This window comes from Vibrio sp. NH-UV-68 (assembly GCF_042940635.1).
Lineage (GTDB): Bacteria > Pseudomonadota > Gammaproteobacteria > Enterobacterales > Vibrionaceae > Vibrio > Vibrio pacinii.
Map to the genome: position 1 here is coordinate 1,356,297 of NZ_CP134975.1, position 26,405 is coordinate 1,382,701.

Sequence of the window (26,405 nt, forward strand, 5' to 3'; positions counted from 1 at the left end):
CTTGATTCATGTTCTCATTGTTGAGAAATGCAACTTGTGTCGTGTTTAACGCGGCATTTATGCAAAAAATAAGTTTGGCAGAATTGTTAATAATGCTAATTTATAGGGTATATGAATCTTTAGGTTGCCAAATATTTGTCGGTGACCTATTTGAATTAGAAAGTAGTCAAGGATAAAGGGCTTAAAATATGGGTTTTGGTACTTACGTAGCAATGGGTAATCTTGCAGCCAACCAAGTTATCGTGATCGATTTAAACGGTAACGTGCGTGTACTCGCGGAGGGCGAGCTTCCTAAACCTGGTGAACTTATCGTTCAAGGTAATGATCAGGTTTCATCACAGTCGTTGCCTTTACAAGTCGAACTAGTAGCCGAAGACGGTGAAAATCAAGATATTACCGCCGAGCTAGAAGACATTTTTGCTGCTTTAGAAGAAGGCCAAGACCCAACCCAGCTAGGCGAAGAGTTCGCGACCGCCGCCGGTGGACAAACTGGCTCAAGCTTGACAGCATCGGGTTCCGTTACCCGTGATGGTGTAGAAACTATCGCCAATACCAATTTTGATACGTCAGGCTTCGAAGCGTTAGGTCTTTCGCAAACCCAAAGCCTTGGCCTGCTAGAACAGTTCCGTTTGTTCGAACCTGTATTTATAGACTTTAACGATGATCCTCTTGGTGAAAGCCTTGCTGTTATTACAGACGAAGACACACCAATCAGCGGCTCACTCACCGCGACTGACCAAAACGTTCAAGACATCCTAACCTTTTCTCAATCATCAACGCCTTCCAACGGTACTGCTGTCGTAAACCCAGACGGCACTTGGACATATACGCCGAATGAAAACTACAACGGCCCTGATAGCTTCACTGTCATTGTCAATGACGGCAATGGTGGTACAGATACGCTGGTAGTCAATATTGATGTTACGCCAGTGAATGATCCCGCAACGGTGAGTGACGGTGATGGTCTGGTATTAGAAGACGCAGAAAATCAATCCGTTGCAACTGGGAATTTGGTTATTGCAGACGTGGACGCTGGAGAAGCGTTTGTTCAACCGTTTGAGGTCTCCAATGAATACGGTACGTTCAATGTCGAGGCTGATGGAAGTTGGAGCTTTACGATAAATAATGAGAGCGGTACTGTTCAAGCTTTACCTGATGGTGAAGAGGTACCTCTAACTTTTGATGTTACTTCAGTGGACGGAACGGGCACAGGGACAGTGACGGTTATCGTTCGCGGCACTAACGACAAAGCAACGATTGAAACCTCTTCATCAGAAGATCTAAGCGTGACAGAAACTGGCGATGTAGTTTCTGGTGACGTTAATGCGGGCGGTAAGCTGACGGTCAATGATATAGATGAAGGTGAAAACCTGTTCCAGATCCCAAGTGACTTATCAGGTAAATACGGAGAGTTTACTTTCGATGAGCAAGGCAACTGGACCTATGTGCTGGATAACGACAAAGCAGACTCGTTAACAGACTTAGAGCAAGTACAGGAAACCCTTACGGTCAAATCAGCGGATGGTACAGCGACGCAGACCATTACAGTGAATGTTACTGGTAGCAATGACTTTGCGACGGTCAGTAATGACCTCGGTGTAGTAAAAGAAGACCGAGCAGCGAAGAGCAAAGCGGAAGGTGATTTAGTTATTGCGGATGTCGATGCGGGTGAGCAAAAAGTAGACGCTTATCAACAAAAAACAGATTACGGTACATTCAGTGTTGACGAAAATGGCCATTGGGAATTTGTCATTGATAACAACTCTGATGTTGTCCAAGCTTTGGGCAAGGGTCAAAAAGAGCGCCTAGAGTTCGAAGTGACTTCAGTGGACGGCACGGGCACAGGGACAGTGACGGTTATCGTTCGCGGCACTAACGACAAAGCAACGATTGAAACCTCTTCATCAGAAGATCTAAGCGTGACAGAAACTGGCGATGTAGTTTCTGGTGACGTTAATGCGGGCGGTAAGCTGACGGTCAATGATATAGATGAAGGTGAAAACCTGTTCCAGATCCCAAGTGACTTATCAGGTAAATACGGAGAGTTTACTTTCGATGAGCAAGGCAACTGGACCTATGTGCTGGATAACGACAAAGCAGACTCGTTAACAGACTTAGAGCAAGTACAGGAAACCCTTACGGTCAAATCAGCGGATGGTACAGCGACGCAGACCATTACAGTGAATGTTACTGGTAGCAATGACTTTGCGACGGTCAGTAATGACCTCGGTGTAGTAAAAGAAGACCGAGCAGCGAAGAGCAAAGCGGAAGGTGATTTAGTTATTGCGGATGTCGATGCGGGTGAGCAAAAAGTAGACGCTTATCAACAAAAAACAGATTACGGTACATTCAGTGTTGACGAAAATGGCCATTGGGAATTTGTCATTGATAACAACTCTGATGTTGTCCAAGCTTTGGGCAAGGGTCAAAAAGAGCGCCTAGAGTTCGAAGTGACTTCAGTGGACGGCACGGGCACAGGGACAGTGACGGTTATCGTTCGCGGCACTAACGACAAAGCAACGATTGAAACCTCTTCATCAGAAGATCTAAGCGTGACAGAAACTGGCGATGTAGTTTCTGGTGACGTTAATGCGGGCGGTAAGCTGACGGTCAATGATATAGATGAAGGTGAAAACCTGTTCCAGATCCCAAGTGACTTATCGGGTAAATACGGAGAGTTTACTTTCGATGAGCAAGGCAACTGGACCTATGTGCTGGATAACGACAAAGCAGACTCGTTAACAGACTTAGAGCAAGTACAGGAAACCCTTACGGTCAAATCAGCGGATGGTACAGCGACGCAGACCATTACAGTGAATGTTACTGGTAGCAATGACTTTGCGACGGTCAGTAATGACCGCGGTGTAGTAAAAGAAGACCGAGCAGCGAAGAGCAAAGCGGAAGGTGATTTAGTTATTGCGGATGTCGATGCGGGTGAGCAAAAAGTAGACGCTTATCAACAAAAAACAGATTACGGTACATTCAGTGTTGACGAAAATGGCCATTGGGAATTTGTCATTGATAACAACTCTGATGTTGTCCAAGCTTTGGGCAAGGGTCAAAAAGAGCGCCTAGAGTTCGAAGTGACTTCAGTGGACGGCACGGGCACAGGGACAGTGACGGTTATCGTTCGCGGCACTAACGACAAAGCAACGATTGAAACCTCTTCATCAGAAGATCTAAGCGTGACAGAAACTGGCGATGTAGTTTCTGGTGACGTTAATGCGGGCGGTAAGCTGACGGTCAATGATATAGATGAAGGTGAAAACCTGTTCCAGATCCCAAGTGACTTATCGGGTAAATACGGAGAGTTTACTTTCGATGAGCAAGGCAACTGGACCTATGTGCTGGATAACGACAAAGCAGACTCGTTAACAGACTTAGAGCAAGTACAGGAAACCCTTACGGTCAAATCAGCGGATGGTACAGCGACGCAGACCATTACAGTGAATGTTACTGGTAGCAATGACTTTGCGACGGTCAGTAATGACCGCGGTGTAGTAAAAGAAGACCGAGCAGCGAAGAGCAAAGCGGAAGGTGATTTAGTTATTGCGGATGTCGATGCGGGTGAGCAAAAAGTAGACGCTTATCAACAAAAAACAGATTACGGTACATTCAGTGTTGACGAAAATGGCCATTGGGAATTTGTCATTGATAACAACTCTGATGTTGTCCAAGCTTTGGGCAAGGGTCAAAAAGAGCGCCTAGAGTTCGAAGTGACTTCAGTGGACGGAACGGGCACAGGGACAGTGACGGTTATCGTTCGAGGTACCAATGATAAGGCAATTGTCTCCGGCGACGACTTGGGCCTGGTAACTGAAACGGATGGAGCGGTGACACTGAGTGACACAGGTACCTTGTTGTCTCAGGATGTTGACGGTAACAACGCGGACAATACATTCCGTACAGCCGTCACGCCAGTGGTTCATCCAGGTGAGGGCACGCCACTGGGTGCGTTGAGCATCACTGAAGGTGGGGTGTGGACTTACACAGTTGACAACAGTAAGGTCGAGTATCTTGGTGACGGTCAAACACGCGTAGAAACCTTTACCGTACAGTCTGAAGATGGCACCCCTCACACAGTGACGATTACCATTACTGGCACCAACGACACCCCAATAGTTACAGGGCCACAGTCAGGCACAGTAACTGAAGACGGAGCGACGGACGGTGATACAACTACTGCTCAAGTTGTATCTGGTACTTTGACTGTTGACGACAAAGACGAAGGCCAAAGCGGGTTCAAGCCTCAAGCAGATATTACCGTAGACTACGGTACTTTCAGTTTTGATGCTCCAAAGGGTATTTGGACCTTTACCTTGGATAACGATGCGGCGCAGCATTTGAAACAAGGAGAGTCGTTACAGCGTCAGTTTACTGTCGAGACGTTGGATGGCACTAAGAAAACTATAGATATTACTATCAATGGCACCAATGACGGCCCTGTTGCCCTAAACGATACTTACGGTTCGACAACTGAGACGCTACTGTTTGCTGAATCATTTGAACATATGAGTACCACCGGTCGCTGGACTGTTGTGAAAGGTGATCAACTGGGTGATTGGGCAGACGGTAATGGTAATGGCCTAGAAATTCAGCGTGATGGCTTAGTCGCCAAGGCTACCGACGGTAATTACATCGCTGAGCTAGATGCACACAATAACACTTCGATTACCACCAGTATCGATACCGCTGGTCAAGACAGCATCCGTGTAGAGTTTGATTACAACCCTCGCCGAGACGGTAATGAGTCATCGAACATGACATTTACAGTGGGTTCCACTGTGATAACTGTAAATGCGGATGGTACGTTATCTAATGTTCCACCTGGCATTGTGGTTTCAATCACCCCAACGAATAATGGCTGGTTTAGAGTGTCTGGCGAGTTTGATGTTAACGAAAGTGCGTCAACACAACTTGGCTTTGCCGGTGCAGGTACGTCCGATAGCTATGGTGCTTTGCTGGACAATATCATAGTGACAGGTATCAATCAGCCAAATCTTGTGACTGAAGAAGATCGTTCCATCACCATCTCTTTTGATGAGCTATTGGCTAACGACACAGATATTGATGGGGATAGTCTTGAGATCGCATCGGTATTTAAAGGTGATAATGGTGATATTTCTGTCGATTATACAAATAGAACCATCACATTCACTCCAGACAAAGATTTTAATAGTCAAGATGGTAAAGGTGACGCAACCTTTACTTACACGGTTAAAGATCAGAACGGTGCAGAATCGGATCCGGCTACTGTCACTCTTAATGTAACACCTGTGAACGATGCTCCACAGTTCACCAACGAAAATGGCCAGAACGGTGGTTACGAGTTTAGTTATGATGAGGGTATCACTCAGTCTGACGTCATTGGTACAGTAATAGCTAAAGACATCGACAACACTCAGGATGAACTAACGTTTAGCTTTAAGTCTGGTAATGAAAACGGATGGTTCGCGATTGATGATCAGGGCCGCATTACTTTAACCGAACAAGGCGTTCAGTCTTTGGCTAATAACTTTGAGATTGAGGATAACATCCATAACCTTTTTGTTACCGTTAGTGATGGTCAAGCTACTGATGATGTTGAGGTTAAGCTAACAGAGCTTAACTTAAACGACAGTGCCACTGAATTTGCCGAAGATTCCTATGAATTTAGCTATGAAGAGAACTCTAAAGCGGCCGGAGAAACTATTGGTACCGTATCTGCATCTGACTTAGATGGCGATAACATCGTTTACTCAATCGAGCCTGGTGATAACGTCTACGCAGACGATGACACTGACCAGTCTGAACCTTACTTTGATGTTGACCAAGACGGTAACGTAAGCTTGACCGAAGCAGGCGTAAAAGCATACACCAACGACTTTGAAACCTTGGGTAATGCTCACTCGATTACCGTTACCGCTAAGGGCCTAGATGGCAAAGGTGTTCCAACGGTGGGTACTGTTGTCGTTAATCTAAACGAAACGGACGATAAAACCGACAACCCACCTCAAGCAGAAGACTTTACTGTGTCTCTTGGCAACAACGGTACGGCAAACGTCATTTTTGACACAGATGAAAATGATGGCTCTGATCATATTTCAGATAACGAAGACGACAATGACAAAGATTCGGATACAAGCGTAGGCGTCATCGTTTCAAAACTTCCTGATTCAGGCACGCTTTATTACATTGATGGCGATGAAAAAACTGAGGTGGTCGTTGGACAGAAGTATGCTAACCCGAACAATATTGTTTACCAAGACGATCAAGAATCAACAGGCTTCTTCTTAGGTTTAAATGACACTTCCAACCTTGATAAAGGTCCACATAGCATTACTGAGTTCCACAACTGGGGTGATGAAGTGGATGCTTATACTCGTGAACTAAAGTTTGAGAATGGTGATGTAATCACGATTAAGTCTGAAAGCCGCAACGACGTTGATGCTAAACCGCTGGTACAAAACAATAGCCAGCAGGGGCACATGGGCTTTGGCATCGCAACCACTGACATAGGCATTCATAAAGATGAAGTGATCAGCATCGATTTCTCCTCTCGTCCTGCTGATTCAGTAACTCTAGGACTCAGTGGCTTGGGCGGGTGGTTTGCCACAAATGCTGATGAAAGCGTGCTTTCAAGAGCTGAGATTACCGTAACTTTTGACTACGGCAATGGCGTTACAGAAGATAAAACTATCCACTATGACGACACCCACAATAACCAAACTGTAACTATCGTTGCTCCAGAAGATGCAGAGATCGTGGCAGTTGAAGCTAGCACGAAAGGTCCTGGTAACTGGGAGCTAACCTCACTTGAGGCTAAAGCATCTGATTCGTTTGACTATAAAGCGGTTGATAGCGACGGAAATGAGAGTGACGTTAAGACTGTTACCATCACTGAAGGTAACACAGCGCCATTTGCTAATGATGACCCAGATGGTTATAGCATTAATTTGGGTTCACTAAATAATGATGATTGGTCCGGTTATAAGTCGGTAGTGTCTGCACACTACGCAGGCTCTCAGGAACATGTGAATATTTCGATGGAAGGCGACCTAAAAATGGGCGTTGATTCCGATGCGAATGGTGGTCCTGGCGCTCAAATCCAATACAATCGCGATACAGGTATTTCTGAGCAACTTGTCTTTAACCTTGGCAAACCATCTACGGAGTTCTCGTTTACAGTCTCAAACCTAATTAAAGGTGAAGGTGGTCCTGGTAATCACGAACAAGGAAAGTGGGTCGCTTACTTTGGCGATACGGCAGTAGCAAGCGGGATGTTCACTGCTAACGAGACTGGTAATACAGGCAGTTACTCCTTTGATACTAATGGTGAATTTGCTTTTGACCGTGTGGTATTTGAAGCCGTCGACTTTGTTGAAGTACCAGCTAGAGGGACAGATTCATCTGATTATTTCATCACGGGCTTTAGTGCCTCAAGCGATGGTGGTGCCCATGTCATTGAGCAAGATAGAGATGGCACAACTGAATTTAGAATCGCGATTTCTGAACTGCTAAGCAACGATGGTGATGCAGACGGAGACGAAATTCGCATCACCTATGTATTTGGCGAGCAAAATGGAGATGCGTACATCGATGGTGATGAAGTCGTATTTAACTTGGACCGTGACCACGTTGGTCCAGCGGAGTTTAAATATCAGATTACTGACGATAAAGGCGGTTTTGCCGAAGCAACTGTTAAGGTGATTGTCAACCCTGTTGAACCTAATGATGTAACTGTGAAGTCTATTGAAGGTATAGATGCACTAGAAGGCGATAACTTGGTTTACAAAGTGACTCTAAGCGAAGGTCCTCTGAGCGCCCAGTCTTTCAAATTGACATACGGCGGCGCCAATGATTCGGCTGATAAACAATCGGATGTTGACTTAAGTAAAGTGGTATTCACTAACGGCGTTAAGTTCGAGAATGGACAAATCACTGTACCAGTTGGCGTTAGTAGCTTCTCTATCTTGGTTCCAGCACTTAAAGACGGTACCTACGAGAACTCAGAAACCTTTAGTATTACTCTAGGCGAAGGCTCAAACGCAGTCAGTGAGTCAGCAACGATTAGCAACATTGATATTCCTGAGCTAAGAGTGGAGGCTGCTGGTGACGTTAGCGAAGGTTCAAATGCAGTATTTAAGGTAGAGCTTACTAAAGATACGGAAGTTAGTGTTAAGATCAACCTTGGCCTTACAGCGGAAAGCGACGGAGCCACTCTGAGCGGCGATGGTGTTGATGTAGGAGCTATTAAGGTTGAGTTCTACAACCCTGAAACTAAAAAGATTGAAACGCTCGATGTCGCTGACAACGGTGACGTTATTGTACCTAAAGGCATCATAGAGCTAATTGTGACGGTTCCAACTTTAAATGACGATCTCAATCCAGTATTTGAAGGTGATGAAGCGTTTAATCTGGTAGCAAAAGGCGTTGAAGGTGTATCTGCAAAAGAAGTGTCTGGTGAAGCAGTAATCGTTGATGATGGTACAGACCCAGACGGTCCTCAAGGCCCACAAGTGGGTAATGATGATCGTCCGGTTGTTGAAAGTGTCTCTGATCCTCAAGTCAATGAAGAAGCGCAAAATCCTCAAGCAATCTTTGACGTGGTGCTATCTAGTGAAAGTACCTCGACGACAAAAGTCGAGCTGACACTGCGTGAAGGCACAGCAGGTAAACCGGAAGACTTTGATGCGACACATGTGGTCATTAAAGTTTCTGGTCAACCAGACCAAACGATTCGTGTAGACAGTAACAACGGAAAGTTTATTATCGATGCGCTACCTGCCAATACGAAGGCATTCCAAGTCGTTGTAGCGGTTAACCCTGATGATATTAGTGATGATGGCGAGCAGTTCCGACTAGATGCGACAACAGAGTATCAAGCAGGTGTTGTAGTGACGGGTACAGCGACAATCCTTGATAATGAGAAACCAACTATCGACTTAGATGGTAGCGATTATCGTTTTGAGTTCGTCAGTGAGAGTGCTAGCTACGAAAATGTTTTTGGTTATTACGTGGTTGATGGGACAACTGGCGATAAAGAACTGCATGTGTTGGTGTCAAACTCTCATGAACCGCAAGATGGCTCAGTACTTCCAGGCACAGTCAGCTCATTAGAAAACATTAAGTACTTCCTAATTCCTGATGGTGCGGACTTAGTCAAGGGTAAAGAACTTCATATCAATGACCAAGGTAAGTTAGTGATCGATGGACAAGAAAGTAATCGGTCTATCTTCACATCGAACGATGGCCTTGGTCAGTTACGTGTAAATAGCGATGGTAATGGTAATTTATTATTAGAAATTGACGATCAACATACTGGCAATGATGACAACGACTTTAATGATTTAGTGATTAAAGTGGTGAAACAAGACGCGACAAATGACTACCAAACTACCTTTACAGAAGGTGGACCAACGGTCGGCATTGTAGACGCTGATGTTGATATCATCGACGATAAAAACACCATTGTGTCTATGACAATCGAGTTGTCACAACAGCATGTTGATGATGAGCTACTACTAACTGGCTCCTTTACGGGCTTTACGGTCAATAACAGCGGCACTACTATCACTGTTACGTCTGATAATGGATCTACTCCAGCCGAGTTTGAAGCGATTCTTAAACAAATTCAGTTTAACAACACGAGTAACGAACCAAGTACCGATGACCGCACGATCACCATTACGGTGTCTGATGGTGTTAACACAAGTGATCCAGCTTACACTACCATCAAGGTCATTCCAGTAGATAATACAAGACCTGACGTTACTTCTATTGAATTTGATGCCGTTGCGGGAAGGCAGACAATAGGCTTTGAAGGGTTAGTATCTGATAAAGAAGATGATTCTGCTGGTATAGTTGTTAACCTCGAGATTGAGTCTACGCCACAATTTGGGCACATTTACTACTTTGATGATAAGGGTGTTCGAGTCGATTTGTCAGTTGGTGACACAATTGCTGAAACAACACAGGTTCAATATATCCTAGATCCTGAACTTATTGCTCTTAACGGGACGATGGTGGCAAAGGATATTGACTCTAGCCTACTCGGTAGTTCAAGCCTTACCGTCAATGGCCTATACACTATTTCAGGTGGAATTGTCTCCAAAGGGGCAGCTCCAGAATCCCATCAGTTCACTGAAAAAGGGAAGTTGTTATATGATCATGCTAAAGGTGAAGAGGGCTTAGCCATAAATACTTCCAAAAACGATACGGGGCATGGTGATGAAATTAATCGAAACGAATACATATCGGTTAAGTTCGAGTCTATTGAAGTCAATAAAGCTGTGGTATCACTAGGTAGTATAAATGGTTTGTTTAACAATAATAAATCTTCACTTACTGCACTTTTCTTTAAAGATGGCAAGTTGGTTGGGTCTGATGAGTTAACTCTTGTACAAGGTGGTCACAATAAGGAAGCTTCAGCGGATCTGCATAACGATGTGGCATTCGATGAAGTACGCTTTGTGCTTGATGCGAAAAATAATAGTGCAGGGTATGTCTTACAAGGAATAAAGATTGTTGAAGCTACAGATGTAGTTGATTCATTTGACTATAAAGCTGTTGATTCAGAAGGTTTAGCAAGTGATAGTGCAACAATTACTATAAATAGTAGCAACCTGACTATTTCGTCTAACGCGAATGCCGTTGATGATGTGCGAGTTACTAATTATGGGCATGGTTCAGAAGAAGTCCTTTGGAGCGCGTCAGGAATTTATCCAGCGATAAGCAATGAATCATTGGAAGGTCATAAAAATGGCTTATTTGTTGATGTTGGTGAAGCGGGCGATAAGGTGTACCTAGGTTCTGGAGATGATACGATTTACCTCGGTCGTAGTAATGCTTTGCTTGATGAACATGAGAATCAAGAAGATAACCTAACTGATGTTCAGAACAAATTGATCAATAGTTATTCTTCTGGTGCGGATGGTATGCACCTAGAAGCCACTGATGATCGCTTTAGAAATGATAACCTTAAAGATGATACGATAACTGAGTTTGAAGAGAACTCTGCTCTTGTTTTCCATGACCCAGATGGTAATACTAACCAAATCAGCACAGCAAACATCGATATTGCTCATGCAGGTGGCGGCAATGATATCGTATTTGGTGAAAGTGGGACGGATGCAATCTTTGGTGGTTCTGGTGATGATACCATTTATGGTGGGGAGGGACTGGATGTGCTTCGTGGTGGTACAGGAAGTGATTATATTGACGGCGGTGAAGGTACAGACTATCTGATCGGTGGGACTGGTGATGACATCCTTATTGGTGGCGAAGGCGAAGATATCTTTAAGTTTGTAGACCAAGGTTCGGGTATCCGTAATGGCGAAGTCGATACAATTAAGGACTTTACTGCTCATGAAGATAAGATCGATATCTCCGAGTTGCTTCATACAGATCAGAATGACACGATTGATTCTTTGTTCGCTAATAAAGAAGTCGGGTTAGCTGTCAGCGGCAATGACCTTACTCTTACGTTGTCAGAGACTGGTGAGCAGCAGGGGGAAAATAGCCAACAAATCACAATTGAGGGTGGTGCTACTCAATATGGTGACTACATTTCAGGTAGTTCTATCACGGACACTAGCGCAATCCTCAACGACTTGCTAAAGGTTTACGACATAACTAACCACTAAAGCTAAAAGGGCCGCAAGGCCCTTTTTTAATGCTCGCTAGATTAACTATTAGAGTTCTGCCAAAATAAAAAAAGGGTTGACACTAAGTGCCAACCCTTCAAAGTTTTTCTCGCTTCTACAACACCTTACAAGCAAACCCTTTAAGGTAGAAACCCTCTGGATATGCACTGTCGGTAGGGTGGTCGGCGGCTTGTTCGAAGCGTTCGATAAACTTCACCTCGCGTCCTGAATCTAAGGCAGCGTCAGCAATCACTTTTTGAAATAAGTCTCCACTCATCAGGCCAGAGCAAGAGTAGGTCAGTAGGGTGCCGCCAGGTTTCAAGATCTGCATCGCTAACATGTTGATATCTTTATAACCATTAGCGCCTGACGTTAAGTTGTTCTTACTTGAAACGAACTTAGGTGGGTCCATGATAACCACATCAAACTGAGTGCCTTGATCGCGATATTCACGTAGCAACTTGAATACGTCGGCATTTAAGAACACGGCACGCTTTTTTGAGATATCAAATTGATTGAGTTCAGCATTGTATTTAGCGGTATCAAGTGCTGGCTGAGAAACATCGGCATTGATCACGCGCTTTGCCCCGCCTTTTAGAGCGTATAACCCAAAGCCTCCGGTGTAAGAGAAACAGTTCAGCACTTCTTTATCTTGTACGTACTTCATTGATTGTTGACGACTGTCGCGCTGATCGAGATAGAAACCTGTCTTGTGACCACCGATAATATCAACACTAATTTTGACGCCGTTCTCTTCAATAACGACTGATTTAGGAGGCTCCTGACCATGTAGAACCCCTGTCGTCTCTTGAAGTCCTTCTTTCTTGCGCACAGCCACATCAGAGCGTTCATATACACTGCATTGAGGAAACACTTGTACTAATGCGTCAATTAATGACTGTTTATTGAACTCCGCGCCCGCACTTAGTAGCTGACACACTAGATAATCTTGATACTTATCAATGGTGATGCCAGGCAAACCGTCAGACTCTGCGGCAATAAGTCGGTAGCCAGTTAAACCGTCGCGTTGAATAATGTCTTCGCGCAGCAGTTGAGCATTCTGAATACGTTTAACAAAGAATGCGGTGTCTATCGACTCTTTTTTAAAGCTCCATACACGAGCGCGAATTTGCGAGTTTGGTGAGTAAGCCGCTTTTGCTAACCATTTTCCGTCATGGGTAAAGACATCAACGGTCTCACCGAGTTTTGGCTCACCTTCCACCTTGTGAACACCACGAGAAAATACCCAAGGGTGTTTGCGGCGAAGAGATTTATCACGGCCTTTGACGAGATAGATAGCTGGAGTCATTGCACTGCTCAATTGTCTGTTTTGAAAGGAGGGGTATTTTGTAAGATGTACCTTGGAAAAGCAAATAAAAGAGCCGCTGAGTAGCGGCTCGCTTGTTTAAGCTTTTAGCCCAGTGAGTAAGGTTTCCATTTGGTCACTCTGGCTACGAAGTTGAGTGATGTTCGAGTTGGTTGCGTTGATCATATTGTGGACATTGTCTGCCTGGACTCGAATCTCTTCAACACTGGCGGCGATGTTATCGGCAACGACACCTTGCTCTTCAGCCGCAGTAGCAATTTGCATGCTGCTGTCAGATATTGATTGGTTTTTCTCGGCCAAAGAGCCAATCTCGATATCGACTTCAGACATAAGTTGTTGGCCGTCAGCGGCGTTAGCAACCGTTGTTTCCATTAGCTTCGTCAAAGACTGGCTGTTGCGCTGCAATGCTTCTATCATCGACTGAATTTCTACAGTGGCTTGCTGAGTGCGACCTGCTAGTGCTCGAACCTCGTCGGCAACAACGGCAAAGCCTCGGCCTTGTTCTCCAGCGCGCGCTGCCTCAATCGCGGCATTGAGTGCAAGTAAATTGGTTTGCTCAGAAATACCACGAATAGTACTGACCACCTCGTCAATTTGTGCCGCATTGGCATCCAGTTCTGTGACAGCCTGTGAGGCCGACAGGATCTCTTGCGATAGTTGAGAAATCGAACTTAAAGTGTGGCCCACTTTAGCTTGGCCTTGTTTCGCGACACTTCGCGCATCTTCGGTCTGGGTGCTTGAGTCGTGAGCAAGGTTTGCGACTTCGCGAATGGTCGATGCCATCTGCTCTGTTGCGCTGGCCAACGAATTCAAATGTTCTTGCTGGGTACCAGATACCTTGGCGCTTTGCTGATTCGATTGATTTAAGTCTGAACTAATTTGCTGCATAAGCGCAATGGATTCTTGAATCGAAATCACCATGTTTTGTTCACGTTCAGCGACTTTATCTATCGTAATCGCAATTTCACTGAACTCATCGCGAACTTTAAAGAAATTCATTCGACTGGTGAGATCACCATTGGCAAGGGTATTTAATGCTTTGTTCATCGTAAACATCGCACCACCGATAAAGGTCATAATGTAATACACGCCCAACGCAATCAGTGACAATGTAACAAGAATGATGACGCCATGTGTGGTTGACATTGATGCCCACAAGTTCTGCTCATGCACTGCTGCAATACTGAACGCGCCATTGTTAATGCTGACAGCGCCAGCTTCAGAGGAAAACCTGATTGAGTCAGAATTATGAATAATCGCCGAAACTTGATCTCGCGATAAGTTACCTGCTTCGATGAGATCGCGCATCAAACCGAGCTCTTCTTGATAAAGTAACTGCAGCATATGATCAGCAGTGTTATCTAATACTAAGGTGAGTACAACTAAAGCAATCAATGGCAATAAGAACAGTAAATAGAATTTTTCTTGAATTTTGAGATGAATAAGATATTTATCTATCCAACGAAATGGTATTTCTTTCATAATTATTATATCCGATATGGAGACCCATCTATCCATTGTGGGTGAGAATAGAACCTGATAAATATATCATTGACGGATTAATTGAGGTAATGCTTATGGACCAAAGTTGTGAGAAGTTCACAGTATCTGGACATGTTCAAGGAGTAGGGTTTCGTTATCACACGGCGCATCAGGGCATGCAGCTTGGCTTAGTCGGCTATGCGATGAATTTAAATAACGGTAATGTCGAAGTGGTTGCGTCAGGAAACCCAGATAAAATCGAAGCCTTGTCAGTGTGGCTAAAAGATGGACCACGCACCTCACGAGTTGACTCAGTGGTGCGGGAGTCCATCTGTTATAAACCTTATAAGGGTTTTAAAATTCTATAGCGACAGGCAGGCTACAAGCACTTGGCTGGTTTAGGTAGACCTGCAAGTTTGGTGGCTTGCTTGGCTGGCCCTTGCTTAAAAAGTTTAAACAGATACTTGCTATTGCCTTTCTCGGGCCCGTGCGCTTTTTCCATCGCTTTCACGAGCATGCGTACTGCCGGAGAGGTGTTAAACTCTTCGTAAAACTTACGTACAAAATGCACGACCTCAAGGTGTGCGTCGGTGAGTTCAATTCCTTCTTGCTCGGCTAATATCTCAATCATGCCTTCTTGCCATTGTGTATGGTCAAGTAGGTAGCCCTGAGCGTCAGTTTCGATTTGCTTGCCGTTGTACTCAAACATCTTTTTGTCCTAAAACCAATGATACCAGTTAGGGTAGCGCAGCTTACCTTGAAGAAACAATATGACAAGTAGCAAAAAGCCCGAAAATCAGGTTTTCGGGCTTTTGATTCATCTGAAATCGACAGTGATTAGTCGTCGTTCATAATGCCTAAAATGCTTAGTAGGCTGATGAAGATATTGTAAATTGATACATACAGCGTGATGGTCGCTGAGATGTAGTTTGACTCACCACCGCGAATGATGCCCTGCGTTGTCATCAAAATAGCCATGGTGGAGAACACAATAAACAAGCTGCTCAGTGCAAGATGAAGAATCGTTGACTGAATAAAGAAGCTCGCAATCATACCAACAACAAGCACAACGAATAGTGATAGCATCAAGCCACCCATCATCGAAAGATCGCGTTTAGTTGTTAGAGCGTAAGCCGATGCCGCCATAAACGACAGTGCGGTTCCACCAAGTGCCATTAGGATAACATCACCCATCCCAGCGCCAATGTAAGCATTAAGAATTGGGCCAATGGTGTACCCCATGAAACCAGTAAACAGGAATGTGAATACTAGACCCATGCTGTTGTTGCGGTTCTTTTCAGTCAAAAATAACAGGCCGTAGAAACCGACGAGCATGATGATGATTCCAGGACGAGGAAGGTTCATCGCCATAGAAACACCAGCAACAACCGCAGACCAAAGCAGTGTCATTGACAGTAGAGCGTAGGTATTACGCAATACTTTATTCGTTTGCAGAGCACTTTCTTGTGTTGAAGTGCGGGTAAACATAGGACTGTTCATAATCTTCCTCGTAAGGTTTTATGTTTATACCAACATATATGAGGCCGATTAACCAAAAGATCAAGCCCCAACGAGATTAGTCGTTAGTAAAATAATAATAGAAATAGATGCTTATGTATTTTGAAAGATGTAACACAATATAACAACTAAAAAGGGCGACCGAAGCCGCCCATTGAGCAAACTGTACTATTAATGGTGCAGAATCTGCGCCAAAAAGTTTTGCGTTCGATCTGACTGTGGATTTTCGAAGAAATCAACCGGGTTGTTTTCTTCGATTATTTCACCCGCATCCATGAAGATAACCCGATCAGCCACTTCTTTCGCAAATCCCATTTCGTGAGTTACACAAAGCATGGTCATGCCTTCTTCTGCGAGCTCAACCATAACGTCCAATACTTCACGTACCATCTCAGGATCAAGTGCCGAGGTTGGCTCGTCAAACAGTATCACTTGTGGATTCATACATAAAGAGCGAGCAATAGCGACACGTTGCTGCTGACCACCAGAGAGTTGACCTGGATATTTGTCGGCTTGTTCTGGGATCTTAACGCGTTCTAAATATTTCATTGCCACTGCTACGGCTTCATCCTTAGGCATTTTCTTTACCCAAATTGGCGCCAAGGTACAGTTTTCGAGTACCGTTAGGTGAGGGAACAGATTGAAATGTTGGAAACACATTCCTACCTCACGGCGAACGGCTTCGATATTTTTTAAATCTTCTGTTAGCTCGTTGCCAGAGACAATAATCTGACCTTTTTGGTGCTCTTCCAAACGGTTAATACAACGGATCATCGTTGACTTACCTGAGCCTGAAGGGCCACAGATAACGATTTTCTCGCCTTGCTTTACGTTTAAATTAATGTTTTTTAGTACGTGAAACTCGCCGTACCACTTGTTCATATCCTTAATTTGGATCATGTAATCTTGTTGTTGCGTCATAATACGTCCTTGAATTTTTTGCTACCAATTTCGTCAATCAAGTCGATGACCGACGGCATTGGTACGAATTATCGTTTGTGACCGGTATGGAGTTTGTTTTCTAGCCAAATCGAATACCTCGACATGCCGAAACAAAATACCCAGAACACTAACGCGACAAATACATAACTTTCTGTTGCAAAACCTAACCACTCTGGGTCGGTATTGGCAGCCTGACCGATACCCAGTACATCGAACATGCCGATGATAAGCACTAGGCTGGTATCTTTGAACAAACCAATGAAGGTGTTGACGATTGATGGAATAGTGATCTTCAATGCTTGCGGCAGAATAATCAATCCCATTTTCTTCCAATAGCTCAGACCAAGGGCATCCGCGGCTTCGTATTGACCTTTTGGAATTGCCTGTAAACCACCACGAACTACTTCAGCCATATACGCCGAGCTAAACATCACCACACCGATTAACGCGCGAATCAGTTTGTCTGTCTCTGAACCTTCAGCGAGGAAAAGAGGCAACATTACTGAGGCCATGAATAGTACGGTAATCAATGGTACGCCACGCCAAACCTCAATGTAGATGGTACACATGCTGCGGATGATTGGCATTTCTGAGCGGCGTCCTAACGCCAATGCGACACCGATAGGCAATGAAACCACTATCCCGACTAGCGCAATGATTAACGTAACAAGTAAGCCGCCCCATTTGTGGGTTTCGACTACTTCTAGACCAAATACACCACCATACAAAAGTGCAGCAATGATAAACGGATAGATGTTAACGAAAAATAACCAAATCCACGTACGTTTAGGCGTTTTTTCATACGCTAATAATACGGTGAAGATCGCTAAGGTGGCATAGAACAGGCGAGGGCGCCACAGTTCTTCTTGTGGGTAGAAGCCATACATAAACTGCTCCCAACGCACACTAATAAACACCCAACATGCGCCTTCGCGACTGCAGGCATCACGAGTAGTGCCGACCCAATCCGCTTTCAATAATGCCCAGTCAAAAATATTCCAAAGCAAAGTAAACGAGAAGTAGGCAAGAATAATGGTAATGATTGAGTTAATCGGACCATTAAATAGATTTTTACGCAGCCAACCGACAGCACCTACGGTGTTACCAGGTGGCGGAAGGTCGGGTTGAAATTGATGTACACTCATATTATCTCTCCACCAAGGCCACTTTACGGTTGTACAGGTTCATCAGCGCGGATGTGAGTAGGCTGAGTGTTAGGTACACGCCCATCGTCATTGCAATGATCTCGATTGCCTGACCGGTTTGGTTTAGCGTTGTCCCTGCAAATACAGAAACCAAATCTGGGTAACCAATCGCCATCGCGAGCGATGAGTTTTTAGTAAGGTTTAAATATTGGCTCGTAAGAGGAGGGATGATAATACGCAGTGCTTGCGGGATCACTACCAGCTTCAACGTACGTGAGCGTGGTAAACCTAGCGACATTGCTGCTTCAGTTTGACCGTGGCTAACGGCATTAATGCCTGAACGTACGATCTCTGCGATAAATGATGCAGTATAGATACTCAATGCAAGCAATAGGGCTGCAAGCTCAGGAATAATACTAATACCACCTTGGAAGTTGAAACCCTTAAGCTCGGGGTATTCGGCGGTAATAGGAGCGCCCATGATAAAATAGACGACAACGGGCAAACCAATACACAAACCAAGTGTAATACGCCCCATAGGCGTGATTTGGCCAGTGAGTTTTTGTCTGTTTTTAGCCCAGATACCAATGAAAATTGTCGCTATCACGCCCAGTACAAATGCACCAACTACAAACGACGAACCCTGTTCAAAAATAGGAGCAGGAAAGTACAGTCCTCGAACGTTGAGGAAGATGGCCTCACCTAAACTCATACTTTGACGTGTTGATGGCAGGGCTTGAAGTACGGCGAAGTACCAAAAGAAAATTTGCAGCAACAAAGGGACGTTTCGGAATATTTCGATATAAACGGCGGCAAAGCGACTAACCAACCAGTTAGACGACAAACGCGCGATACCAACAATAAAACCGATAACGGTCGCTAGGATGATGCCAAAAAATGATACGAGTGCAGTATTTAGTAGACCGATAATAAAGGTACGGCCATAAGAGAAAGTTTCGTCGTATTCAATCAGTGTTAGGCCAATCCCAAACCCTGCTTCTTGATTGAGGAAATCGAAACCAGTAGCAATACCGCGAGACTCTAAGTTGGTAAGAGCATTGTTGACAATGTTGTAAAAGAAAAAAACAAGCGCTGCAATCGCAATTATTTGGAAGACAACCGCTCGAAAGGTGGGATTGTAAAAAAGGTTAACGTTTGAAGCCGGTCTGCTCTGTGGCTTCGTCGTAACATTAGTAGGTTTCATACAGCTATAACCTCAAATCCATTTTTTAAAAAGGGCGGCCTAGACCGCCCATTTTTGTAGTTACTTAACTAACCTATCGTTAACGGATTGGTGGAGCGTACATGAAGCCGCCAGCGTTCCATAGTGCGTTTACACCACGAGAGATCTGTAGAGGAGATCCTTCACCGACTGTGCGCTCAAAGCTTTCGCCATAGTTACCGACTTGCTTGATAACTTGGTAGCCCCAATCATCACGAATACCTAGACCTTTACCTTTAGGACCGTCAACACCAAGAATACGTTTGATGTTTGGATCGGTTGATTTAAGCATTTGGTCTGCGTTTTGCGATGTAATGCCGTACTCTTCGGCGTTAACCATTGCAGAAAGCGTCCACTTAGCAATATTGAACCACTGGTCATCACCTTGACGTACTACTGGGCCTAGAGGTTCTTTGGAAATGATTTCTGGTAATACTTGTGCAGATGATGGGTTTTCTAGGTTCAGGCGAAGTGCGTACAGACCTGATTGGTCAGTCGTTAGCACGTCACAACGTCCAGCATCGAAGCCTTTAGATGTTTGAGCTGCCGTATCAAATACCACTGGCTTGTATGACATACCGCTGTTGCGGAAGTAATCAGCAAGGTTAAGTTCAGTTGTGGTACCAGATTGAACACACACAGATGCACCATCTAGCTCTTTAGCACTTTTCAGACCAAGCTCTTTTTTGACCATGAAGCCTTGACCATCGTAGTAGTTAACGCCTACGAAGTTTAGACCGAGTGCTGTATCGCGGTGTAGCGTCCATGTTGTGTTACGAGAAAGAACGTCAATCTCACCAGATTGAAGTGCTGTGAAGCGTTCTTTCGCCGTTAGTGGAACATATTTCACTTTTGTTTTATCGCCTAGAACCGCTGAAGCTAGTGCTTGACAGTACTCTACGTCGATACCTTCCCATTCACCTTTTGAGTTAGGGTTAGAAAAACCTGGCAAGCCAGTACTTACACCACAAGTAATGAATCCTTGTTTAGTTACTTTATCCAGCGTGCTCTCTGCTGCAGAAGCGCCTGTAGACATCAATGCAGTAGATGCAGCTACAACTGAAGCAAGAAGTGTTAGTTTATGTGCCATTTGTATCCTTCCTGTATGATCCATGTTTGTTCAGGGTTTCCCCTGATTCAACGATTGAAAGTGTTGTGTTTCATTCATTATTAGGTTGCTATTGCTCGTTATCGAGTCTTAAGTAAATCAACCAGTTATAAGCGTAGGAAAGGATTCGTGATTTCTCAAATATATAATTTAAAAAGATTTTTGAGAGAACTCACAATTCCTGACAGACACTAGAATGGCTAAATGTTGCTTAAATGTAAATAGTGCAACACTTCACAGTTCTGGTGCGACAGGATGGTGTAACAAAATTATCAATACTTATAGATTTTGAAAGTTGAATGGGTGTCACGATCTGGTTTATATGACTGCAAATAATGTGAAATTTGGTGATTAATTATGGCTATGATCGAAATCACATGAATGTCATGCCCCATTTTTGGTAGTATCGTGCGCAAAGTCGTTATTTTTAATTCAAGGAATGAAATGCAATATTTTCCACTGTTTCTAGATCTAAAGAATAAACCCGTCCTAGTTGTGGGTGGCGGAGAAGTCGCTTGCCGAAAAGTTGACAGCTTAATTCGAGCTGGTGCGGCGGTCACGATTGTCTCGCCTCAGGTTGAGCCATACTTAATGGGTTTGATCAACGATGCTCATTGTCAGTGGATACAAGGCTTTTATTCGGCTGACTTACTCGAGCCTCATTATGTGCAAGTATGGGCGACGACGGATAACCCGAGCTTAAATCATCAAGTTCATCATGATGCCAAACGCAAGCGGATATTGGTTAATGTTGTTGATGATCAACCGTTCTGCGACTTTATTACCCCCTCTATTATAAATCGTGGGCGCATCCAACTCGCGATTTCTAGCGGTGGTGCCGCACCAGTACTTATTCGCAATGTACGTGAAAAGTTAGAAAGTATTTTGCCCCAGAACCTCGGGCTTCAAGCGGATTTTGCCGCATCCAAACGCAATGACATTAAACAAAAACTCCCCTCTGTAGATGAGCGTAGAAAGTTCTGGGAGCGTTTTTTTGCGCTCGTTGACGTCGAGAGAGCTCAGGCCAATAGCGAACTTGAGACGGCTTATCAACAAGCACTAGAAATGGATGTAGATGATAAGGGGAGCGTGACTTGGATAGAGTACGGCGTTGATGTCGAATTACTGACTCTCAAGGCATTAAGATTAATGCAGCAAGCAGAAGTAGTGCTGTATGACCACTCATGTCCGTTTGGTTTTGTGGATTTAGTGCGTCGTGATGCCGAGCGTATCGAATACACGAGTGAAGCTCAGCTTTCTGAGTCCCTTGAGAGCGCTAAATCTGAGCAATTAAGAGTGGTGGTTTTTATTGCTCCGACCGCAAGCCGAGTGACCTTTATTCAAGCGAGTGATAGCGTATTGACACTAGGCAGTGCCTAACCAGTAATAAAAAAGGCTGAAGAATCAGCCTTTTTTATTTAAGCGATCAGTAGGGCTTAATCGCGGAAGTTTTCAAATTGGAAAGGTTGACCGAGCTCAGCTTCGCGGATCACTGTCATCACCGCTTGCAAGTCATCACGTTTTTTACCAGTGACTCGCACTTTCTCGCCTTGAATAGAGGCTTGAACTTTCATCTTTTTGTCTTTGATTAGCTTAACGATCTTTTTCGACATACTGGTTTCGATACCTTGCTTGAAAGCCACAATTTGGTGCCAGTTTTTCCCTGACGCCTCTTCTTGTTTGGCTTCCATCGCGTTGGCATCAACACCACGTTTGGCTAAGTTTGCGCGTAAAATGTCGCGCATCTGTTTGAGTTGAAAATCACCCTCAGCGTTCATTCTGACCGATTCGTCTTTCTGCATCTCGAATGACGCTTCTACGCCTCTAAAGTCAAAACGTGTAGTAAGCTCTCGCGAGGCATTGTCTACAGCGTTGCGCAGTTCAACAGTATCGATTTCTGAAACGATATCAAATGATGGCATCTTAGTATCCTTATATTAACCGCGTGATTTCACAGCATCCGCTAACATTGCGAGCATAGTGGCAGTATCGTCCCAACCCAAGCAAGGATCGGTGATAGACAGGCCATAAGTGAGGTTGCCGAGATCATCCATAGGTTGGTTGCCCTCAAGAATAAAGCTTTCGGCCATAATACCAGCGACTTGATTCTTACCTGACTTAATTTGCTCGCAGATGTCTTTTGTCACATCAAGTTGTTTACGATGCTGTTTCTGACAGTTAGCATGACTGAAGTCGACGACTAAACGCTGCGGCAATCCAAACTGAGCCAATTGTTTGCAGGCAGCATCAACAGACGCAGCATCAAAGTTAGGGCCGCTTTCGCCACCACGTAAAATTACATGGCCATACGGGTTGCCACTGGTGCGATAGACCGTCATGCGGCCATTTTTATCTGGCGAGTAGAAATAATGCGAAGCTTGAGACGCGCGAATGGCATCAATTGCGATTTTGATATTGCCATTAGTGCCGTTTTTAAAGCCAACAGGACACGAAAGAGCAGAAGCCATCTCACGGTGAATCTGTGACTCAGTTGTGCGCGCTCCAATAGCACCCCAAGTAATCAAGTCAGCGATGTACTGACCTGTGATCATATCTAAAAACTCAGTCGCCGTTGCTAGACCTAACTTGTTGATGTCTAAAAGTAGTTTACGTGCTTTATTCAATCCAGCTTCGAGTGCGTAAGATCCGTCAAGATTCGGATCCGTAATTAATCCTTTCCAGCCTACAACCGTGCGCGGCTTTTCAAAGTATGTTCGCATGACGATGAACAGTTGATCTTTATACTGCTCTTGGACAGCGGCGAGACGCTGTGCGTAGTCGATGGCCGCGGCCGTGTCATGAACTGAACATGGCCCAACAATCACCAGAAGACGTTGATCTTCTCCGGTTAGGATATTTTCAATTTGACGACGAGATTGTGCGATACGCTCAGCGACTTCATCGGTAATAGGATGAGCTTGACCTAATTCTGCCGGAGTTGGCATGGGCCCCAAAGGTTGGGTTCTTAATTCATCGGTTTTCAGTGGCATACCACAGCCTGTTCTTTTTATTGCGAAGCGGTAAAGATAACGGAAACCAACCGAGGAATAAACTACTTATCTGGATTCTTGCTCTTGCTTGAGTGTAAAAGTGAAATTTTATGCATTTTAGTAGGTTAAAAATGCTTTTGGCTCTTGTTTTCCCTAAAGTCGGGCGTTATGTTGAGTGGATAGAAGACAATAAAACCTTTGCACGGAGCAGTAATGAGTTTAAACAGTTCAAGCAGTTTGCATCCAGCACTCACTTTGGGTCAGTCACTTCCTAGCCCTGAAGAGCCAAGTGGTGATAGTCACCTATATGTCTCTTTGTCTGAGATGATCTTAGAGCATATTTTTTACCACCCCCTACATCACTTAGGTGACTCTACTCTGAATGAGAGGGAACAAGCATCAATCAATGCAATTTTAGGTGATCGTGAGGCGGAGTCTCATTTTGTTCAAACCTTAAGTGACAAAATCAAACACGCAATTCAGCCAAGTCATCAGGCGATTCGCGTTAGTTTAAGTTGCGCTGATAGTGACAGTTTTCGCTCACTGTTAGGGGGGCAATGCGAAGCACAAGAAGCGAATCCAGCATTAGGTGTTCGTGGCGTCTCTCGTTATGCGACTCAAGCGTTAGGCCAGCAATTCGCTCTTGAGTGTCAAGTGATTAAAGCGCTTCAAGAGCAGGGGCACATTATCGATATCGTTGTGCCTTTTGTGCGTAGCTTATCTGATGCGGCGAAGATCATTGATTTGCTTGCTGAACAAGGGTTGCCACGTGGTCTTAACGGTCTTAAGGTTTTTTATCGTATTGATGTTCCTTCGGCGGCTCTGTTGTCGGAACGATTGCTGCATTATTTCGATGGTTTGGTCATCAATCTTGAAAACTTAACCCAATTTACGTTGGGGATCGACAGACTCAGCGAGCCTCTCGATTACTTGTTTGATCCACAAAGCGAAGCGGTGTTGCAATTGATTGAACAAGCGGTGACGTCAGCATTAAACACGCATAAACCAGTGATTGTAACCAGTAGTGGTCTAGTCGCTTATCCGAAATTGCAAGAATATCTTGCTGAGCACGGCCAGGTAGATGTTATTGTGACGGTGTAACACCTGTTCGGTACCATATCACTCTTTACACGCCCAATGTTAATGATATGTTGACATTGGGCGTTGTTCGTTATGAACTAGATTGAATCTTACTGGTCGGACAAGTTCAATGTTATCACCACTTACTAAAGCAAATCTCTACCTCAACATGTTTGGTTTTTTCAAAGTTCCTTTTATCTGGTTAGCAAGGCCAAAATTGTTACAGCTAGACTCAAACCGAGTTGAAGTAAAAATTCCACTCAAACGCCGAACTAAAAATCATCTCAATAGCATGTACTTTGGTGTACTCGCAGTTGGAGCGGATGTTGCTGGCGGATTTATGGCGATGAATAAAGCGCAACAGTGCGGTCAGAAAGTCTCTTTGGCATTTAAAGCGGTGGATGGGCAATTTTTAAAACGGCCAGAAGCGGATGTGCATTTTATTTGTGAGGATGGACCGTTGATTGATGAAATGCTTGCCGAAACTTTTAAGACTGGCGAACGTGTCAATCAAGCGGTCAAAATAACCGCTACTTGCCCATCATTACATGGCGATGAACCGATGGCGGAATTTATGTTGACTCTTTCACTGAAGAGAATGGGTGATTAACATCTTCGACCTCAATCTCCTCGACGGCAACGATTTTGCTCCGGTTTAGCACGATCTTCCAGCGATAATATTTGGGGTTGCCGTCATAATTGTTCTCGCGTGCAATCAGGTTGACCAGGTGGCGCTTTTCGACTGATTCACGGCTGACTTGGCCATTATTATTGATATAGATCTTGTTTGAGCTTTTATCCATTAAACGGGTTATCGCGCGCATACTGACCAACATGGACTCTCGTGTTTCTTCATAACCACTCATAAACTTGGAGGTCGACATCTCGGTTTTCGAGCTGTAGTGCAATACTTGTTCTTCGCGCTGCACGACGCGCTTTTTCCGAATTTGCTTGATACGATCAGGCAATTTGTCGAACATTTTGTAGTCGAGCCATTCAAGCTTCTGTCCTACGGCCTTTTTGGTGGTGGGATCTAAGTACATCTTGCGCCATTTGGGCCGACCTTTACGAATCCAACGCCACATGACATCGCGTAAATCGTCTTTAAATATCTCACGCAAGGCGTAAACGAACGACATTAACACAATAAAAGATACGGTGATTTCACCCCAGTAGTCACGAGCCAAAATTGCCGTAATGGTAACAAAAACCATCACGAAGCCTGTCGCACTGCCTTTCACCGCACGTTTCATGTTGTTGCCGAGTGATTGTGTTTTCTCTTGCAAAACGACAGGGTGTTCAATTAAGCGACGCAGCAAACGCATCTTGTTGCTTAGGCGTGTAACATCATCGCGAACATGTTTTGAGTTGTAGTTATTAAGCTTACGGTGAGCGGCCTCTTTTTCAACAATAGCGAGCAAGCTCTCTTTTAAACTCTTGTACTCACTGTCGCGCGGCATATGTGCCACCAGCGACATGAGGCGCTGACCAGTATACCAAGACAGATAATTGTCGATATTGGCATAGTAACGCTTGAGGCTCTCTTCGTATGGTATACTTCGGCGAAGTTTTTTAAGAATATCGAGTGACAGGTAGATAACTTCGTCTACCTCATCGATGGTGACCGACTCTTTGTTGTGTTTGTTTAATTCGTTGACGGCTTTATCTAACGCAATTACATATTGATATGCGAATAGGCTTAAGCTGACTCGATATTGGGTTGAAGAGAGACGACCACGTTTGGCTAGGCGACTGTGCACCAGAGGAAGTAGAGTTTTGTCACTGTAGTAAGCACGTTGCTGTGTAATCGATTCGTAGTAAAACTCACTCTCTTTCAGCACGTCTGGTGTTAAACCCAGCTCGCCAGGAATAAAAAAGTACAGGTCGAGATCTGACTTTTTGGTGGCATCCATTGCATGTGAAATTTTAAGAGTAATGCCGTCCTGCTTATCAACAGTTAACAAAAA

At 44.4% G+C, this 26,405-nt stretch carries 16 protein-coding genes; 5 read left to right on the forward strand and 11 right to left on the reverse strand.

The window, feature by feature from the left end; all coding sequences use genetic code 11:
* Nucleotides 1-188: 188 nt before the first annotated feature.
* A complete protein-coding gene (locus ViNHUV68_RS06345; RefSeq protein ID WP_391089993.1) occupies nt 189-11,624 on the forward strand; it encodes a VCBS domain-containing protein in 11,436 nt (3,811 codons plus the stop codon).
* 115 nt (nt 11,625-11,739) lie between these two features.
* Here ViNHUV68_RS06345 and ViNHUV68_RS06350 read toward each other — a convergent pair whose 3' ends face one another.
* Nucleotides 11,740-12,933 carry a class I SAM-dependent methyltransferase gene (locus tag ViNHUV68_RS06350; protein WP_391089995.1) on the reverse strand — a complete coding sequence of 398 codons (1,194 nt, stop codon included), beginning with the start codon at nt 12,931-12,933 and terminating at the stop codon, nt 11,740-11,742.
* Between the two features lie 96 nt (nt 12,934-13,029).
* Nucleotides 13,030-14,433, reverse strand: a complete 1,404-nt coding sequence (locus ViNHUV68_RS06355; protein WP_391089997.1) for a methyl-accepting chemotaxis protein — start codon at nt 14,431-14,433, stop codon at nt 13,030-13,032.
* A gap of 95 nt (nt 14,434-14,528) precedes the next feature.
* Between ViNHUV68_RS06355 and yccX the strand changes: the two genes are divergently transcribed.
* Nucleotides 14,529-14,801: an acylphosphatase gene (gene yccX / locus ViNHUV68_RS06360; protein WP_038174798.1), complete on the forward strand. Its 273-nt coding sequence runs from the start codon at nt 14,529-14,531 to the stop codon at nt 14,799-14,801.
* A gap of 11 nt (nt 14,802-14,812) precedes the next feature.
* On the opposite strand, the gene ViNHUV68_RS06365 is transcribed toward yccX, so the two are convergent.
* From ViNHUV68_RS06365 to ViNHUV68_RS06390, 6 genes are all read right to left on the reverse strand, one after another.
* A complete protein-coding gene (locus ViNHUV68_RS06365) occupies nt 14,813-15,142 on the reverse strand; it encodes a TusE/DsrC/DsvC family sulfur relay protein (protein WP_038174796.1) in 330 nt (109 codons plus the stop codon).
* Nucleotides 15,143-15,270: 128 nt separating this feature from the next.
* Complete coding sequence (locus ViNHUV68_RS06370; RefSeq protein WP_038174795.1) at nt 15,271-15,933, reverse strand: Bax inhibitor-1/YccA family protein; 663 nt, start codon at nt 15,931-15,933, stop codon at nt 15,271-15,273.
* Between the two features lie 189 nt (nt 15,934-16,122).
* Nucleotides 16,123-16,872, reverse strand: a complete 750-nt coding sequence (locus ViNHUV68_RS06375) for an amino acid ABC transporter ATP-binding protein (protein WP_038174793.1) — start codon at nt 16,870-16,872, stop codon at nt 16,123-16,125.
* Between the two features lie 68 nt (nt 16,873-16,940).
* Nucleotides 16,941-18,038, reverse strand: a complete 1,098-nt coding sequence (locus ViNHUV68_RS06380) for an amino acid ABC transporter permease (protein ID WP_038174792.1) — start codon at nt 18,036-18,038, stop codon at nt 16,941-16,943.
* Nucleotide 18,039: 1 nt separating this feature from the next.
* Nucleotides 18,040-19,242 (reverse strand): ABC transporter permease subunit, encoded by a 1,203-nt coding sequence (locus ViNHUV68_RS06385; protein WP_391090001.1) that lies wholly within the window; start codon nt 19,240-19,242, stop codon nt 18,040-18,042.
* 79 nt (nt 19,243-19,321) lie between these two features.
* The gene (locus ViNHUV68_RS06390) at nt 19,322-20,350 is read right to left on the reverse strand and encodes a transporter substrate-binding domain-containing protein (protein ID WP_391090003.1); all 1,029 of its coding nucleotides are present in this window, start codon (nt 20,348-20,350) and stop codon (nt 19,322-19,324) included.
* A 462-nt stretch (nt 20,351-20,812) separates the two neighbouring features.
* Here ViNHUV68_RS06390 and ViNHUV68_RS06395 point away from each other — a divergent pair, with 462 nt between their 5' ends.
* Entirely contained in the window at nt 20,813-21,748 is a 936-nt protein-coding gene (locus ViNHUV68_RS06395) for an NAD(P)-dependent oxidoreductase (RefSeq protein WP_391090005.1), read from the forward strand.
* Nucleotides 21,749-21,804: 56 nt separating this feature from the next.
* Here ViNHUV68_RS06395 and ViNHUV68_RS06400 read toward each other — a convergent pair whose 3' ends face one another.
* Together ViNHUV68_RS06400 and ViNHUV68_RS06405 are read right to left on the reverse strand one after the other, a co-directional pair.
* The gene (locus ViNHUV68_RS06400) at nt 21,805-22,290 is read right to left on the reverse strand and encodes a YajQ family cyclic di-GMP-binding protein (protein WP_038174787.1); all 486 of its coding nucleotides are present in this window, start codon (nt 22,288-22,290) and stop codon (nt 21,805-21,807) included.
* A gap of 15 nt (nt 22,291-22,305) precedes the next feature.
* Nucleotides 22,306-23,358 (reverse strand): 3-deoxy-7-phosphoheptulonate synthase, encoded by a 1,053-nt coding sequence (locus ViNHUV68_RS06405; protein ID WP_391090007.1) that lies wholly within the window; start codon nt 23,356-23,358, stop codon nt 22,306-22,308.
* Nucleotides 23,359-23,571: 213 nt separating this feature from the next.
* Between ViNHUV68_RS06405 and ViNHUV68_RS06410 the strand changes: the two genes are divergently transcribed.
* Nucleotides 23,572-24,459, forward strand: a complete 888-nt coding sequence (locus ViNHUV68_RS06410; protein ID WP_391090008.1) for a putative PEP-binding protein — start codon at nt 23,572-23,574, stop codon at nt 24,457-24,459.
* 109 nt (nt 24,460-24,568) lie between these two features.
* A complete protein-coding gene (locus ViNHUV68_RS06415; RefSeq protein ID WP_038174784.1) occupies nt 24,569-25,048 on the forward strand; it encodes a DUF4442 domain-containing protein in 480 nt (159 codons plus the stop codon).
* On the opposite strand, the gene ViNHUV68_RS06420 is transcribed toward ViNHUV68_RS06415, so the two are convergent.
* Nucleotides 25,011-26,402 (reverse strand): hypothetical protein, encoded by a 1,392-nt coding sequence (locus ViNHUV68_RS06420; RefSeq protein WP_038174782.1) that lies wholly within the window; start codon nt 26,400-26,402, stop codon nt 25,011-25,013. The genes ViNHUV68_RS06415 and ViNHUV68_RS06420 overlap by 38 nt on opposite strands.
* Between the last annotated feature and the right edge of the window lie 3 nt (nt 26,403-26,405).

What these genes read in the sequence shown, in the direction of transcription:
- ViNHUV68_RS06350 (WP_391089995.1), bottom strand. Translation starts at nt 12,933, where the DNA reads ATGACTCCAGCTATCTATCTCGTCAAAGGCCGTGATAAATCTCTTCGC.
- ViNHUV68_RS06390 (WP_391090003.1), bottom strand. Translation starts at nt 20,350, where the DNA reads ATGGCACATAAACTAACACTTCTTGCTTCAGTTGTAGCTGCATCTACT.
- ViNHUV68_RS06370 (WP_038174795.1), bottom strand. Translation starts at nt 15,933, where the DNA reads ATGAACAGTCCTATGTTTACCCGCACTTCAACACAAGAAAGTGCTCTG.
- ViNHUV68_RS06410 (WP_391090008.1), top strand. Translation starts at nt 23,572, where the DNA reads ATGAGTTTAAACAGTTCAAGCAGTTTGCATCCAGCACTCACTTTGGGT.
- ViNHUV68_RS06380 (WP_038174792.1), bottom strand. Translation starts at nt 18,038, where the DNA reads ATGAGTGTACATCAATTTCAACCCGACCTTCCGCCACCTGGTAACACC.
- ViNHUV68_RS06405 (WP_391090007.1), bottom strand. Translation starts at nt 23,358, where the DNA reads ATGCCACTGAAAACCGATGAATTAAGAACCCAACCTTTGGGGCCCATG.
- ViNHUV68_RS06400 (WP_038174787.1), bottom strand. Translation starts at nt 22,290, where the DNA reads ATGCCATCATTTGATATCGTTTCAGAAATCGATACTGTTGAACTGCGC.
- ViNHUV68_RS06385 (WP_391090001.1), bottom strand. Translation starts at nt 19,242, where the DNA reads ATGAAACCTACTAATGTTACGACGAAGCCACAGAGCAGACCGGCTTCA.
- ViNHUV68_RS06415 (WP_038174784.1), top strand. Translation starts at nt 24,569, where the DNA reads ATGTTATCACCACTTACTAAAGCAAATCTCTACCTCAACATGTTTGGT.
- ViNHUV68_RS06365 (WP_038174796.1), bottom strand. Translation starts at nt 15,142, where the DNA reads ATGTTTGAGTACAACGGCAAGCAAATCGAAACTGACGCTCAGGGCTAC.
- ViNHUV68_RS06395 (WP_391090005.1), top strand. Translation starts at nt 20,813, where the DNA reads ATGCAATATTTTCCACTGTTTCTAGATCTAAAGAATAAACCCGTCCTA.
- ViNHUV68_RS06345 (WP_391089993.1), top strand. Translation starts at nt 189, where the DNA reads ATGGGTTTTGGTACTTACGTAGCAATGGGTAATCTTGCAGCCAACCAA.
- yccX (WP_038174798.1), top strand. Translation starts at nt 14,529, where the DNA reads ATGGACCAAAGTTGTGAGAAGTTCACAGTATCTGGACATGTTCAAGGA.
- ViNHUV68_RS06355 (WP_391089997.1), bottom strand. Translation starts at nt 14,433, where the DNA reads ATGAAAGAAATACCATTTCGTTGGATAGATAAATATCTTATTCATCTC.
- ViNHUV68_RS06375 (WP_038174793.1), bottom strand. Translation starts at nt 16,872, where the DNA reads ATGACGCAACAACAAGATTACATGATCCAAATTAAGGATATGAACAAG.